Annotated in this window: 10 protein-coding genes and 4 pseudogenes; 7 read left to right on the top strand and 7 right to left on the bottom strand. The window is 38.5% G+C overall.

Features of this window, described 5'->3' with window-relative positions:
* On the bottom strand, window positions 1-940 hold a 940-nt coding region (locus tag B3143_RS00905), incomplete at its 3' end, for an aldehyde dehydrogenase family protein (protein ID WP_286739168.1).
* Window positions 941-1,276: 336 nt separating this feature from the next.
* Window positions 1,277-2,245 (bottom strand): alpha/beta hydrolase, encoded by a 969-nt coding sequence (locus B3143_RS00900; protein WP_286739166.1) that lies wholly within the window; start codon window positions 2,243-2,245, stop codon window positions 1,277-1,279.
* A gap of 519 nt (window positions 2,246-2,764) precedes the next feature.
* On the opposite strand from B3143_RS00900, the gene B3143_RS00895 reads away from it, so the two are divergent.
* Complete coding sequence (locus B3143_RS00895; protein WP_286739164.1) at window positions 2,765-3,355, top strand: TIGR00730 family Rossman fold protein; 591 nt, start codon at window positions 2,765-2,767, stop codon at window positions 3,353-3,355.
* Entirely contained in the window at window positions 3,352-3,753 is a 402-nt protein-coding gene (locus tag B3143_RS00890; RefSeq protein ID WP_286739163.1) for an NUDIX hydrolase, read from the top strand. The genes B3143_RS00895 and B3143_RS00890 overlap by 4 nt, the downstream gene beginning before the upstream one ends.
* 626 nt (window positions 3,754-4,379) lie before the next feature.
* On the opposite strand, the gene B3143_RS00885 is transcribed toward B3143_RS00890, so the two are convergent.
* The 3 genes and pseudogenes from B3143_RS00885 to B3143_RS00875 all read right to left on the bottom strand — a co-directional run bounded on the left by B3143_RS00885 (window position 4,380) and on the right by B3143_RS00875 (window position 5,171).
* Complete coding sequence (locus B3143_RS00885; protein WP_004280931.1) at window positions 4,380-4,616, bottom strand: VF530 family DNA-binding protein; 237 nt, start codon at window positions 4,614-4,616, stop codon at window positions 4,380-4,382.
* A 153-nt stretch (window positions 4,617-4,769) separates the two neighbouring features.
* A pseudogene (locus B3143_RS00880) lies at window positions 4,770-4,895 on the bottom strand (IS4 family transposase); the annotation flags it as partial.
* An 84-nt stretch (window positions 4,896-4,979) separates the two neighbouring features.
* On the bottom strand, window positions 4,980-5,171 hold the full coding sequence (locus tag B3143_RS00875; protein WP_005233279.1) for a hypothetical protein: 192 nt from the start codon (window positions 5,169-5,171) through the stop codon (window positions 4,980-4,982).
* A 206-nt stretch (window positions 5,172-5,377) separates the two neighbouring features.
* Here B3143_RS00875 and B3143_RS00870 point away from each other — a divergent pair.
* Together B3143_RS00870 and B3143_RS00865 are read left to right on the top strand one after the other, a co-directional pair.
* A pseudogene (locus B3143_RS00870) lies at window positions 5,378-5,533 on the top strand (IS982 family transposase); the annotation flags it as partial.
* Window positions 5,534-5,641: 108 nt separating this feature from the next.
* Entirely contained in the window at window positions 5,642-7,414 is a 1,773-nt protein-coding gene (locus tag B3143_RS00865; RefSeq protein ID WP_005233285.1) for an alkaline phosphatase D family protein, read from the top strand.
* Between the two features lie 44 nt (window positions 7,415-7,458).
* Here the strand turns inward: B3143_RS00865 and B3143_RS15180 are convergent.
* Window positions 7,459-7,671: pseudogene (locus B3143_RS15180) on the bottom strand (hypothetical protein); the annotation flags it as partial.
* Window positions 7,672-7,741: 70 nt separating this feature from the next.
* Here B3143_RS15180 and B3143_RS15230 point away from each other — a divergent pair.
* A pseudogene (locus tag B3143_RS15230) lies at window positions 7,742-7,831 on the top strand (IS982 family transposase); the annotation flags it as partial.
* A gap of 16 nt (window positions 7,832-7,847) precedes the next feature.
* Here the strand turns inward: B3143_RS15230 and ppk1 are convergent.
* Window positions 7,848-9,926, bottom strand: a complete 2,079-nt coding sequence (gene ppk1 / locus B3143_RS00860; protein ID WP_005105077.1) for a polyphosphate kinase 1 — start codon at window positions 9,924-9,926, stop codon at window positions 7,848-7,850.
* 393 nt (window positions 9,927-10,319) lie between these two features.
* Between ppk1 and B3143_RS00855 the strand changes: the two genes are divergently transcribed.
* Together B3143_RS00855 and B3143_RS00850 are read left to right on the top strand one after the other, a co-directional pair.
* Complete coding sequence (locus B3143_RS00855) at window positions 10,320-12,782, top strand: ExeM/NucH family extracellular endonuclease (RefSeq protein ID WP_200004097.1); 2,463 nt, start codon at window positions 10,320-10,322, stop codon at window positions 12,780-12,782.
* 292 nt (window positions 12,783-13,074) lie between these two features.
* Entirely contained in the window at window positions 13,075-14,985 is a 1,911-nt protein-coding gene (locus B3143_RS00850; protein WP_005105082.1) for a bifunctional metallophosphatase/5'-nucleotidase, read from the top strand.
* Window positions 14,986-15,047 lie beyond the last annotated feature (62 nt).

The following is a 15,047-nucleotide window of genomic DNA, read 5'->3' as shown; positions in this document are numbered from 1 at the left end:
CAATACTTTCCTGTACCAAGGCTCGGGGAGGACAAGTACAGATTTCACCCTGGTTCAGGGCAAACATAGCGAAGCCTTCCAGGGCTTTTTCCAGGAAGTCATCTTCCTGATCTATAATGTCTGCAAAGAACAGGTTTGGAGATTTACCCCCAAGTTCCAGCGTTACCGGAATAATATTTTCAGTTGCATACTGCATTATCATTTGGCCGACGGCAGTCGAGCCGGTAAAGGCAATCTTGGCAATACGGGGATTAGTCGCCAGTGGACGGCCGACTTCAACGCCGTAGCCATTCACGATGTTCAATACACCTTCAGGCAACAAATCCTGAATCAGTTCGACCAGCACTAAAATACTCACCGGCGTCTGTTCAGCGGGTTTCAACACAACACAGTTTCCGGCTGCGAGAGCTGGGGCCAGTTTCCAGGCTGCCATCAAAATCGGGAAGTTCCAGGGAATGATCTGCCCGACCACACCTAAAGGTTCATGAAAATGGTAGGCAATGGTGTCTTCATCAATTTCGGAAATTCCACCTTCTTGGGCGCGAATACAGCCGGCAAAATAACGAAAATGGTCAATCGCGAGAGGAATATCTGCTGCCAGGGGTTCTCGGATCGGCTTACCGTTATCCCAGGTCTCTGCGACTGCCAGCAGTTCAAGATTCTCCTCAAGTCGGTCAGCGATTTTTAATAAAATATTGGAACGGGTAGTAGGGGAGCTGTTATTCCATTGCTGTTTGGCGGCATGAGCCGCATCGAGCGCCAGTTCAATATCTTCCACTGATGAGCGCGGAACTTTGGTAAAGGCTTTACCATCTACGGGAGAGATATTATCAAAATATTCACCTTTGATGGGTGGGACCCATTTTCCGCTAATGAAGTTTTCGTATTGGGATTTAAATTGCACTTTTGAACCGTCAGTATTGGGATCTGCATAACGCATAATTCTATTCCTTGATATGATTATTATTGATGAATGCCGAACCACTTCTGCTCTGCAAAAGTCCTCAGATTCAACATCTCAGCTCTACTATAGAGAGGGAAAAAAATCGCAGGATAAATACTTACAAGCTTGCTACAAAAGGCAACATTTGAATAAAAATAGAATTTATTATTTTTATAAATTTCAATATCTTATTGTTATAATGAAATGATTTTAATATGTAAAAAGCATTACTGATCAGCTTGATATTTTTATTTTATATTCAGGAAAAATAGGTAAATAAAATTATTGGAAAATAAGACAGGCAGAGCTTTCTACCTATCTTATTCATCTGGCTTATAGGGCCTTATTCTCCAGCCATTGAAATAGCTGCTGATAGACCTGCTCACGAACCGGTTTTTCTGAAAGAACCAGATCATGTACCCCATTTTGAATCGAACAGAGTTGCACATCGCCCTGGATTTTCTGTGCATGTTCAATCATGTCGTGTACCTGAAGAATCACATCACTGGTTTGGGCATTACGGTTAAAACGTAGGGGATAAGTGGTTTTATGGGCATGCATCAGCAAAGTCGGAATATTTAAACGTACACCTTGATGAATTTCTTTTTGTGCTTCGTGAATGGCATGTACAAAACTCAGACGCACCCAGTGATAGCTGGGTTTTTTCCATTCCAGATCAAAATGCCATTCCCCCTGATAGCTAATATGCAGGCTGGGCACATAATGACGGTTTAAGCGGCTAGGAAATAGCATTTCCGGAAAACGTTTTCCCAGACGGCTCAATTTAGGCACCAGAAACTTTTTCTCAAAAGGTTTCATATTAAAGTCATAAAAAGGACTATTGAGCCATAAGCCTTTAATTAAGGGATGATCTGGATGATGTGCTGCATACAGGGTAGTAATTAGTCCGCCGGTAGAATGGCCACAGAGTAAAACCGTATCATGGCCTTCCTGTCCAATAATTTCGAGAGCCTGACTGATTTCTGCATCGTATTCTGATAGATGATAGACATTATAAAGTTTCTGATGGGACATATAGGATCGGCCATATTTACGTAAATCCAACGCATAAAAATCAAAACCTTGCTGATTAAAACGCTCTGCCATTTCAGTCTGGAAAAAATAATCAATAAAGCCGTGAATATAGAGGACAGCTTTAGAGGTGGGCTGGTCTGTCTTTTTGCGGATCAGTGTGGCAACTACTGTACCTTCAGTATCTGGCGGGAATTCTAAAGTGGCCTGTTCATAACCTTCACCTAGAATGTCAGGTTGATATTCAAGGCTGGAAAGCGGATGGGACATATTGTTCTACTCATGATTATTTTTATTCACTTATCCTTATGGATTGGCTTGCATTTGTCAAATCCTGCTGTCTGACCCATTCGAGATCAGTAGTACCATTCAGAGAATAGCCAAATATAAAATCTCAGGTCATTAGTAACCTGCTTGACTAATATAAAGATTAATAAAAAACCCCGGCATCCTGCCGGGGTTTTTCGTATTGGTTCGCTCGGTATAACTCCTGTCGTACCTTACAATCCTTGTGCTTATCTATTGTGATTGTTATATGGAACTTCCTGTTCCTGATGTAAGTATCATAGGAAAATTCCACTATCCGGGATAGCCGCAAAGAACCAGAATCGATGTAAGTCAATGCGTACATGTCTGACTAAAAATTATCCATATTTTCTGTAGAAGTGAGGATTTATTCTGAGTCATGAGCTTCGATAAACTAGCCGCTTATGGCTATTTTGCTCGTTTTTAAGACAATTTTTTTATTTTAATGCAGTTAGAATATGTTGATTGATGAGGGGATAAAAAATGAAATCTATTGCAGTCTTTTGTGGTTCAGCTATGGGGAATAGCAAAAATTTTAAAGAGCAAGCCCAAGCTTTGGGTGAGTCTATTGCGAATCGTGGAATCACACTGGTTTATGGGGGTGGCCGAGCTGGTCTGATGGGTGTTGTGGCTGATAGTGCCTTAAATGCCGGTGGAACAGTCATTGGAGTGATTCCACAAAATCTGGTCGATGCAGAATTGGCTCATCCGCTGTTAACAGAGCTGCATGTAGTGAAAAATATGCATGAACGTAAAACAAAAATGTCTGATCTGGCAGATGCGTTTATTGCCTTGCCGGGCGGGGTGGGGACTTTAGAAGAAATTTTTGAGCAGTTGACCTGGGGGCAGTTGGGCCTTCACCAGAAACCTTGTGCATTTTTAAATATCCACGGATTTTATGATGAATTACTAAATTTCCTGATGAAAACGACTGAGGCTGGATTTACCCAGTCACGTTTTACCGATGCCTTGATCTTCTCAAGTTCAATTGAGGAAGTATTGAATGCTGTGGAGCATTATCATGCGCCTGAACCGAAATGGAATAAAAGCGTAAAGGTAGTAGAATCGGTATGATTAATAAAGTGATTACGATTGCTGCGACTATCATTCTTAATGAACAGAATCAGATTTTGTTGGTTCGTAAAAAAGATACCGATTTCTTTATGCATGTGGGCGGAAAGCTGGAACCCAATGAACTGCCTGAAGCAGCACTCTCCAGAGAAATTCTGGAAGAAACAGGCTGTGAGATGGAAATACTGTCTTATATTGGTAAATATGAAACCGTGGCTGCAAACGAATTGAATCATTCGCTGGTCAGTTATTTGTATCAGGTTAAGTTAAAAAGTCAGCCTCAGGTTCAGGCTGAACTTGCAGAAATACAATGGGTTGATCTTAATCATCCAGACCTGCCTTTAGCCCCTTTAACTCGGGATATTTCAATTCCGTGGTGTAAGCAACTATTGAGAATCTAATAGGATCTCAAAAATTTTAATCTATAGATATGAAATTTAACCAGATTGTCATATTAGAGCGTTAATATTGATTTTTACAAAAGCCTATTTCCCCTCAAATGGGCTTTTTTTATAGTTTTTCTATTATTAAGCGCTTTGATGAATTAAAAACTTAAACCTCTATGAAGTGCAATCATTGCAGCAAGGCTTCTTTAAAAAGGGAGAAATTGAACCAAGGTTCTATGGATTCAAGATTTAAAGAAAATTTTCTTAATTTGAGAAAAAAGCAGGGTTAGTCAGAATATTTAGTCATTGAGAACGACAATAAAAAAAGCCCCAATCTTTCGATCAGGGCTTTTTGAATCTGGAGCGGGAAACGAGACTCGAACTCGCGACCCCAACCTTGGCAATAGTCACCGACATAAAATACACTAAATAACATAATTGGTATTTCAATAAACCCTATATATAACAGTTATATAGGGTTTTTATTTTGTGTGGTGTAATTTAAGGTAGAGTAGGGTGCTTTAAGTTTTGGTCACTAATTTTAATATGTAAATCAACAATAATTACCGACATATATATTCTCTTTCTAAGAGTAGTTTACTATTTGGTATAATATTATGATGAGGTTAGGGCTTTGACTGCTACGATTTCTGTTTGGCCTTTTGGCGTAAGACATACAAATATAAGTTTTCTACTTTTTCACGTGCCCATGGGGTGGTACGCAAGAATCGCAATGATGATTTAACACTTGGGTCTATGCAAAAACATCTAATCTCAATTTTACGACTTAAACCTTCAAAGCCACCGTAGTAATCCAATAATTCATCCAAAATGTCAGCAAGTTTTTTACCGTGTAAAGGATCATTGGTGGTGTTCATAATAGATCAATCGTATTTTGGGTGGCCATTATTATAACCTGGGCTAGTTGGAAAACTAGAGAGTTGGAATGTAGGTAATGATGGACTGAATAGCCACTAAAATTCTAGACACACATAACCATATTTTGGACTGCCACTGCTGTCCCACAATTTTTACAAGAGGAAGCTTACGCGAGCTTCCTCTTGATTGATGGAGGCTTTATCGAGTGAAAATAACGCTTTTAAGGTTTTTATTTCAAATAAATTTACTGGAATTATTCTGAGTAAGCGCTGAACTGTATTAGTTCAGAGTTAATCTGATTTTTTATCTTAGGAAAGAAAATTATTTCACCTAACCTTAAAATAATGTTTTTCAGTAACCAGCTAAATTTTTATTTGTTTATAAAGACGCTCTTTAGGGTCTTCATTTGATTTTGTGACTTTATCAGCAAATTTCTTATCTAACATCAAGGCTGCATATGTTTTGGAACCTATCTCCAATCGGTCTACCTTATTTCCTTCTTGTTCAAACTCTTCAATTAATTTATTGACTTTTTTTACGCTGATATCACTCATATCTTTCAACCATTTAATTTGGGGTTCTTTTAATCTAATCTTTAATTATTGAGATTAGATTAAAGTACAAAGCGCATTTAAGGGCTAATAGCTTATGGAGTAATCACCCCAGGTTAATTAACCCGAATCGCGGATAAGAAATAAACTTGAAAAATAAGAGGACTAGAGCCATCAGTTGAGTTACCAAACCTAAAGCTTTAGCCCCGATGTTCAATAGTAACGAATTATTCTGCGTAATTGATGATTTCTTTCTGAAATTTGAAGCAACTTATTGGAAATTTTCTAAATAAAGTCATCAGTCTATAAGAATTCGAATAGCCCAACTCAGCCTCTCAGAAATTAGTTTTATCGTCATTTGGTATATTTAGGACTTGGAAAAATTAGGCTTCATAGAAATGTCATAATTTAGAGATATTAATGTCATCGAACTGGATTAAAAAAGAACAAAAAACCCACAATAGCAAGCTGTTATGACTAAAAAAATATCCAGACGTGAACTGCTTAAGACCTCCATTGCAGGCTTCGGTGCTTTGTCTTTACCCATATCTTTGACCGCTTGTGGCAGTGATGAGGATGCTTCAGATCAAGCTCAGGCACATCCTAAAGTCGCTTTTAAACATGGGGTGGCCAGTGGTGATCCCTTACAGGATCGGATAATTCTATGGACACGCTTAAGTCCGGAAGATGAAAACCTGCGTTATCAGGTGCAGTGGGAAATTGCTGCCGATCAGGATTTTCGCCAGATAATCAATACAGGACAAGTTGAAACCAGTCGGTCGCAAGATTTCACGGTTAAAGTCGATGCGGATCGTCTATCGGCAGGGCAAACTTATTTTTACCGTTTTAAGTGTGCATCGGTATATTCATCTGTCGGTCAAACCAAAACTTTAGCCACGCAAAGCAAGCTGGTGCAATTTGCCGTTTGTTCATGTTCCAATTATCCAGCCGGATATTTTCATATCTATCAGGAAATTGCCCAGCAAGACCTAGATGTGGTGATTCATTTAGGGGATTACATTTATGAGTACGGGATGGGTGGTTATGCGACTGAACAGGCTGCAGCATTAGGCCGAAGTCTGGCTGCAGATAATGCTGAGGAAATCATTAAACTGGAAGACTACCGCAAGCGTTATGCCTTGTATCGAACTGATGCGGACTTACAAGCAGCACATCAGCGTCATCCATTTATTGTGGTCTGGGATGATCATGAGCTGACCAATGATACCTGGGAGCAGGGTGCGGAAAATCATGATGTTTCAGAAGGTGATTTTTTTGCACGTAAGCTGGCTGCTTTGCAGGCCTATTTTGAATGGATGCCGATTCGTCCAGTGTCTGAAAAAGATCATTTGAATATTTATCGCCAGTTTAATTTTGGTGATCTGGTTCAGCTGAATATGCTGGATACTCGTATTTTGGCGCGTAACAAGCAATTGCAATATGCTGACTATCTTACCGCGACAGGACTAGATGTCAATAAATTTCAGACAGATTTGCTCAATCCGACGCGTACCTTGTTAGGACATACACAACGTGAATGGATACTGAAACAACTCAGCCAATCGAATGCCGTCTGGAATGTGCTGGGTCAGCAGGTGCTGATGAGCAAGATGCTAATTCCGGCCGAAATTCTGGCTGTTTTGGGGCAGATCACCAGTGGTCAGGCCACTGCAGATGTGTTGCTACAAGTGCGTCAGATGCTGACAGAACTGGTAGGCCTAAAAATACGCTATCTGCAAAATGATCCAACTTTGACAAAGGCAGAATTAGCCAGAATACTGACTGTTGTGCCTTATAATCTTGATGCCTGGGATGGGTACGTCGTGGAGCGTGAGGTGATTTATACGGCTTGTAAACAGCTGAATAAAAAACTGATTGTACTTGCAGGAGATACCCATAATGCCTGGAACTCCACTTTGAGAGATCAAGCCGGCAGTACAGTCGGGGTAGAACTAGCGACCAGTTCAGTTTCATCACCGGGTATGGAGAAGTATTTGCAGATTCCCTTAGCCCAGTTACAGGAATTTGAAATGGCATTTACTACGCTAATTGATGAGCTGAATTATTGTAATTTGAATCAACGCGGATACTTGAGTGTTGCATTTACCCCGGATCAGGTACAGGCGAACTGGATTTTTATCGATAGCATCCAGAATCGTAGTTATCAGGTTGATCAAAGCCGTGCGTATCAGCTTCAATTAGATCATGAATTAAATGAAATCAAACCGTTAAAGCAAACTGCCTAAGCTGCTTAGAGTTTAAATATCCGGGCCAATGCCCGGATATTTTTTTATAACATTTCATCCCTATAGCTATCAATATCCAGATGTTTGATCGTATTTGCAATACTGATGCTCATATTTTAGTAGCCGCGTATATAATCCGGCAAAGTGAATTAATTGCTGTTTTAGTTCGGCATACCGAGGATCATGGCTTGAATAAAAACGTAATTTTAGTCGTAGCAGGCAGGTTTTTTATAAGCCCAAAAACAGATTTTATGTAATGGGAACAAAAATCATGGCAGCCAAGGCCCAAGGAATTAAGAGCTTGGCTTTGTCCCTGATTCCGCGGATTTTAATTTGGGGATTTACGCATTGTTATGTGCATATCAACTCACCCATCAAAATAAGCCAAAAATTCTAATTATAGAATCAGTGGCTTAAACAGGATTCGGGTTAATTAAGATGTATGGTTTAATAAGTGCTGTTGTGCGATATACATGGGCTTATCCAAACTTGGTGTACATTGAATCCATGTTCCATCTGCTTGAAGCTCCCATGCACGGCGGTTATCTTGAAGATAATTCATTAAGCCATCTTGCAGAATTTGTTTACGAAGTTTTTTATCTTCGATTGGGAAACAGGTCTCGATGCGAGAGAATAAATTACGCCCCATCCAATCTGCACTGGCGCAATAAAGCTTGTTTTCGCCCTGATGGTAAAAATAATAAACCCGGGTATGTTCTAAAAAACGTCCCACAATTGAGCGGACTCGAATATTTTCAGAAAGCCCTTTCACCTGTGGGCGTAAGCAGCAAATTGAACGGACAATCAAATCGATTTGAACGCCCGCTTTAGATGCCCTATATAGGGCATCAATTAGTTGAGGTTCAGTTAAGGCATTTACTTTAATAATAATCTGCGCTTTTTTGCCTGCTTTGCTATTTTCAGTTTCAGTTTCGATGAGTTCAATCAATTGAGAATGCAGAGTAAATGGTGCATGAAAAAGTTTTTTCAATTTGACCATTTTCCCCATGCCTGTGAGCTCCTGAAAGACTTTATGGACATCTTCACAAATATCAGCATCACTGGTCAGTAGTCCATAATCAGTATAGATTTTGGCATTCATTGCATGATAGTTACCTGTGCCTAAATGAACATAACGTTTAATTTTGTCTATTTCACGACGCACGATCAGAATCATTTTGGCGTGGGTTTTATAGCCAACGATCCCATATACAACAACCGCCCCAGCTTCTTGTAATAGATTGGCAACTTCGATATTTGACTCTTCATCAAAGCGAGCACGTAATTCAATCACTGCTGTGACTTCCTTACCATTTCGTGCCGCTTCAGCAAGGACTTGCACAATTTCAGAATGTACACCACTCCGATAAAGGGTTTGTTTTATGGCTAACACATGTGGATCATGGGCTGCCTCTTTCAGTAGCTTAATGACCGGAGCGAAAGAGTGAAAAGGGTGATGTAATAAAACATCTCCGGTTTTTAATACCTCAAATATGGATTTTTTCCCATACAACACTTTCGGTAATTTTTGTACATGGGGAGGAAAACGTAACTCTGGCAAATTGAAGTTCGATATAAAGCGCGCCAGATTAAGCGGGCCGTCAATACGATAGAGTTGCTCTTGCTTAAGATCAAATTGTCCAAGTAAATAATCAATAATATTTTCAGGGCAATTTTTAGTCACCTCAAGTCTTACAGCCCGACCAAAGCGCCGTGAGGATAGTTCATCTTTTAAGGCAATTGCTAAGTCTTCAACATCTTCTGAGATAGTTAAATCTGCATTACGTGTGACCCGAAATTGATAACATCCAGTGGTGGTTACCCCTGGAAATAACTCATGAAGATGTTGCTGAATAATGGCTGAAAGTAGAATGTAGTGTTCATCCTCGCCAGAAATACTATTAGGTAACTTTACTAATCTAGGTAATGATCGTGGTGCGGGAACAATCGCCAAATCAATTTTTCGTCCAAATGCATCTTTACCTTCTAGGGTTACAATGAAATTTAGACTTTTATTCACTAGCCGAGGAAAGGGGTGGGCTGGATCTAAACTGATAGGTGTGACCACAGGTCGAACTTCATTATGGAAATAGTCCTTAATCCATTCTTTATGTTTTTCGAGGATGTCACCATACTGAATGAAATGAACACCATGTCCTTGCAGTTGTGGTAAGAGATTATAATTAAGTATTTTATACTGTTCTTCGACAGCTTCGTGTGCAAGTTTGGAAATGGTGGTGACTATATCTGAGAGGAGTGAGTTATCTGGACGAGCTCTAGCATGATCTGAAAGTTCAATTTGTTGCATTAAACTGGCAACTCGTATTTCAAAAAACTCATCCAGATTACTTGAAAAAATAATTAAAAAATTTAATCGTTCAAGTAAAGGGTATTCAGTATCTTTCGCCTGTGCCAACACCCGCTTATGAAACTCAAATAGTGAGAGCTCTCTATTTATATACTTTTTTAACGGATGTGATGAAGAGTTTGAAGACACATTTAAGGTAGTCATTTATGGCTCTTATAAAGTCAGATTGCAGCGCTGAAGGAAGCTAATAGAAAATTCTTTAAAGCCTTTGAAAGAGGTTAATTGACTCTTTGTAAATAAAAAAATGACTAATTCTGTAGAAAGGCTAAGAATTAAACTTTATTCAACTAAGCATTCTGTGACTGTTTCATGACATATTTATGACATCGTACTGTATTGTTATTTCATCTGGGTAATATTCAGACTTTTATCTGAATTTAGAAGAAAAGGGGCAACGTTGATTTAAACCGGGACAACTTGGGGGCTTAATGAGAAAAATTCTAGAAAAGCGATTTCACTAAAACTGTCATCAGTTATTCATAGTGATGTCATGTATAAAAACTAAGCTATTTTGAATTTTAACAACTGTTCAAAATCATTATGAATATAAAACCAAAAATATTGAGTTTAAGTTTAATACTTATGGGGTGCTCGTTTTCTGCACATGCACAATTAATGTTTAGTCAGTATATAGATGGTACATCTAATAAAAAGGGTTTGGAAATCTATAACCCTGACAGTTTAACAGTGAACTTAGCTGATTATGAGATTCAACAATTTACTAATGGTTCAACCACGAAATCTGCGACTTTTCAATTAGAAGGTTCATTGGCAAGTAAAGCAAAATACATTATTGGTCGAACAGAGTTGCAGGCAGTAATTGGTAATAAAGTCAATCAAGTGGCAGGACTTGCATTTAATGGAGATGATACCTTGGTCCTGTTTTATAAAGGTACTCCAATAGACCGTTTTGGTCGTGTGGGAGAGGATCCAGGTACTGGTTGGGGAGTGGGTTTTAGTAGTTATCAAAATAGTTTGTCACGTACTAAAACTTCAAATAATGTAACTTCAATTGATCCTGCAACAGCATTTGAGTTAGAAAGCGAATGGTCTAAATGGTCTGATCGAAATGAGTTTTCCCAGTATTTAGATACAAGCGCGCCTATAACCTCCCCCGTTACTCCTATCAGTTGTAATACAGCAGATACGGCGATTGCGGACCTACAATCTGCCGCAGAAAATCAACCATATGTTGTTCGTGGTGTTATTACCGCAGACTACCGTTATGACAATGGTTTTTCTGGTTTTTATATACAAACGCCCGATAGTAAAGCCAAATCCAATTTAAGTAATGCTATTTTTGTCTATCTTCCTGCAAGTAGTAAAATCACTGGAGGAAAAGTAGGTGAAGAGGTTATTTTAAAAGGTCGTTTAACCTCATATCAAAACCAACTCCAAATAGATCAACTTGATCAAAATATTCAAACCTGTCATACACAAGCATCCAATACAGTCACGGCACAGGCACTTAATTTACCGTTTACCAGTTTGACGGAGATAGCAGGAAATGTACCTAAACGCTATCAAGGGATGCTGGTTAAAATCCCACAAACTTTAACGATAAGTGAAAATTACAATTACGGTCGTTATGGTGAGCTATCTTTAAGTTTAGGTCGCTTGTATATTCCAACTAATCTATATCCTGCAAAATCTGCTGAAGCAGTTGCATTAGCCCAGCAAAATCTGCTTTCTAAAATTATCTTGGATGATGGCTATAATAATCAAAATAGAACACCATTACTTCCGCAAAACTTCAATGCCATAAATACATTAAGAACAGGTTCTGAACTGAAAAATGTTGAGGGGATTTTAGAATATCGTTTTAATGCATGGCGAATTCAACCGATACAGGGGAAGGTACAACCTGAAATTATCAAGGATACTAATTTACGTCCTTCAACGGTGATTCCAAAAGATGTTAAACAAATTCGCGCTGCGGCTTTTAATGTCTTAAATTATGATAATGGTTCAGAAAAAGGTTTCCCAACAGAACGTGGTGCAAGCTCAGAAACTGAGTTTAAGAAGCAACATCAAAAAATTGTCAGTGCTTTAAAAACAATTGATGCCGATGTGTATGGGTTAATGGAAATCGCAAATAATGGTTTTGATGATAAAAGTGCAGTGGCATACTTATCGCAAGCCTTAGGTGCAGACTGGAAATATGTCATTCCAACCCAAATGACAAAATTAGGTACAGATGCAATTGCAGTTGCGATTATCTATAACAGTAAGCGCGTAAAACCTGTAGGTGAGCCTGCAGTTTATGATGATCAGACTGAAAAGAACCGTGTCACCATGGCGCAAAGTTTCCAATCTGTAAATGGTGGAAAAATATTTACGATAGTACCCAATCACTTAAAGTCGAAAGGCAGTTGTCCTACCGATAAAACTCTGGCCGATGCTGATCAGGGTGATGGTCAAGGTTGCTGGAATGCAACACGTTTAACTGCAGTACAAGAACTTATGCAGTGGATTGCAAAAAATCCAACACAAGTGGCTAAACCAAATTATTTGCTGGTCGGTGATATGAATAGTTATGCTAAAGAAGATCCGATTTTAGCATTAGAAAAAGCCAATTATAAAGTCTTGCTCAATGACGAAAAAATTGGACAAGGTAAAACAGCCTATAGTTATGTATTTGGTGTTGCAAGTGATGCCAATGGCAATGGGGGCGCAGGAAACCTAGACCATGCAATTGCTGATGCAGACTTATATCCAATGGTGAAACGCGCTTTTGCTTGGCACATCAATGCTGATGAGCCGACGGCCTTAGACTATAACGAAGAATATAAAACAGATGAGCAAATTGCAGCATTCTATAGCGATGATGCATTCCGTTCTTCCGATCATGATCCTGTAATTGTTGATATGGATTTAAACGAAAATATATCGAGTAATCCTGATACAGGAAAAATAAGCGGTGGCAGCATGGGGATCTGGTCAATGTTAACCTTAACGGGCCTCGTTTTAGTTTCCATGATACGCAGACGTAAATTTTGATATGAGTTCATCGACTGTAAATTAAGAAAACTGACGAAATAAATTTAATCTATAAGGGGAAATTTCATATTTCTCCTTATTTTATTGAGTGCTTAAAAAATTAGCCAAGCAATAATCAAACATATGCTTATTCAAAATTTATAATTTAAGCTTGGGGCATGAAATGAAAAGTTCCCTAATGGGATAACTTAACCATTTGTTAAAAAACAATTAGAAAAAATAGTGAATGTCATGAATTTTAAACAGCAGACCTACATGATGTTTGTTTAAATTATAATCAGGTGGGGTGGTCATGTCTTTTAATAATAAACTAACTAGGTATTCGGGTTTTACATGCAGTTTATTAGTTTCTAGTATGTTTTTAACTGGGTGTAATAATGATAGTAAAGAAAATACGAATATAACGCCTGTTATTCCTCCTAAACCGCTGGAAGTCAATTTAGTACATATTAATGACAGTCATTCACATTTGGATGAGGAAAGTACTATATTAATGCTTGAAACTTCGATGGGTAAACGTGAAGAAATACAAGTCTCTAATGGTGGTTTTGCACGCGTTGCTGCGTTGATGAATACTTTGGCAAGCACTGAGAAGAATCCAATAAAAATTCATTCAGGTGATGCCATTACTGGGGACCTCTATTTTACTTTGAAAGAAGGTGAAGCAGAGGCAGATCTCATGAATAGTGTTTGTTTCGATACGTTAACGCTAGGTAATCATGAATTCGATAATACGGATGATGGCTTAAAAAAATTTATTGGATTCTTAAATGATAAAGGTAATTGTGAAAATAAAACCCAAGTCTTGAGTGCAAATGTCGAGTTTGGAAAAACTTCAGCACTATACCAAACTAACCTTGTTAAACCTTATACAGTTATGGAAAAAGAAGGGCAGAAAATTGCTTTAATTGGTTTAACGATTGCCAATAAAACTAAAAATGCTTCTCGACCAAATCAAGATACTGTATTTAATGATGAAGTAGTTACTGCACAAAAATATATTGATGAGCTAAAACAGCAAGGCATCAATAAAATTATTGTTCAATCTCATTTAGGGTACGGGTTAGAAAAAGATTTAGCCACTAAATTGTCAGGCGTTGATGTCATTGTTGGCGGAGATTCTCATACCTTGCTGGCAGATGCGAAACTTAAAAGTTACGGTATAAGCCCAGAGGGTGACTATCCCACTGTATTAAAAAATAAAGATGGTGATCAGGTCTGTGTTGTACAGGCATGGCAATATAGTTATGTCGTCGGACAACTCAAAGTCAACTTTGATGCCGATGGTAAAATTGAAGCATGTGCAGGAAAAGCCAATGTATTGATTGGCGATGATTTTAAACGTACAGCTAAAGATGCTCCAGCATTGATGAGTACGGAACTAGATTCTATTAAGCGAGATATTGAAAATAGTAACTCCTTACGTATTGTACAGCCTGATGCTATAGCTTTAAGTATTTTAGAACCGTATAAAGTCGCTAAAAACTTATTAGGCAAAGAAAAAGTTGCCATTGCTAATGATAATTTATGCTTACGTCGTGTTCCAGGAATGACCAAAGATACATCACGTTCTAGTTTAGGTGATGTCTGCAATAAAGCAGATTTTATTAATCAGCATGGGGGTGATGTACAGCAGCTGGTTGCCGAAGCATTTCTACAGCAAGGTAAAAAATATTTTAATGCAGATATTTCAATCCAAAACGGAGGAGGGGTAAGGGTAGATCTGCCTCAAGGTGATATTACGGTAGAGAAAATTTATACAGTGCTGCCATTCAAAAATACCTTAGTACAATTAAATGCAACTGGCCAAGAAATTAAAGCAGTGCTGGAAGATGCCATGGATGCTGTTACGAGTAATAACACAGGCAGTTATCCATATGCGGGTGGACTACAATGGGATGTAGATTTAACTAAGGCAAAGGGTCAGCGTTTATCCAATTTAAAGGTTCGAAATGCACAAGGTCAATATCAGCCATTAAATATGAATCAGACCTATCAAGTAATTACCATCAACTTTCTGGCTGATGGTCAGGACTTTTACACAAGCTTTAAAGACATTACTGGTGAGCGTCGTATAGATGTGGGATTAGATTATGCAGAAGCATTTTTGCAGTATGTAGAAGGGTTACCTGGTGAAAAAGGGCAAAAGGCCTTGTCCCGATTGCCAGTTGAGCAATACAGCACGCAAAATTATAAAGAATAAAAAGGATTTATTGATAAAAGATAAAAATTTTGGCTCAGACCGATCCATAGTTTTAAAAAAAA

Origin of the sequence: Acinetobacter sp. UBA1496 (assembly GCF_002324975.1) — a bacterium.
GTDB lineage: Bacteria > Pseudomonadota > Gammaproteobacteria > Pseudomonadales > Moraxellaceae > Acinetobacter > Acinetobacter variabilis.
The sequence above is the reverse complement of the archived record's forward strand: the minus strand, read 5'-3'. Positions and strand labels throughout refer to the sequence as shown.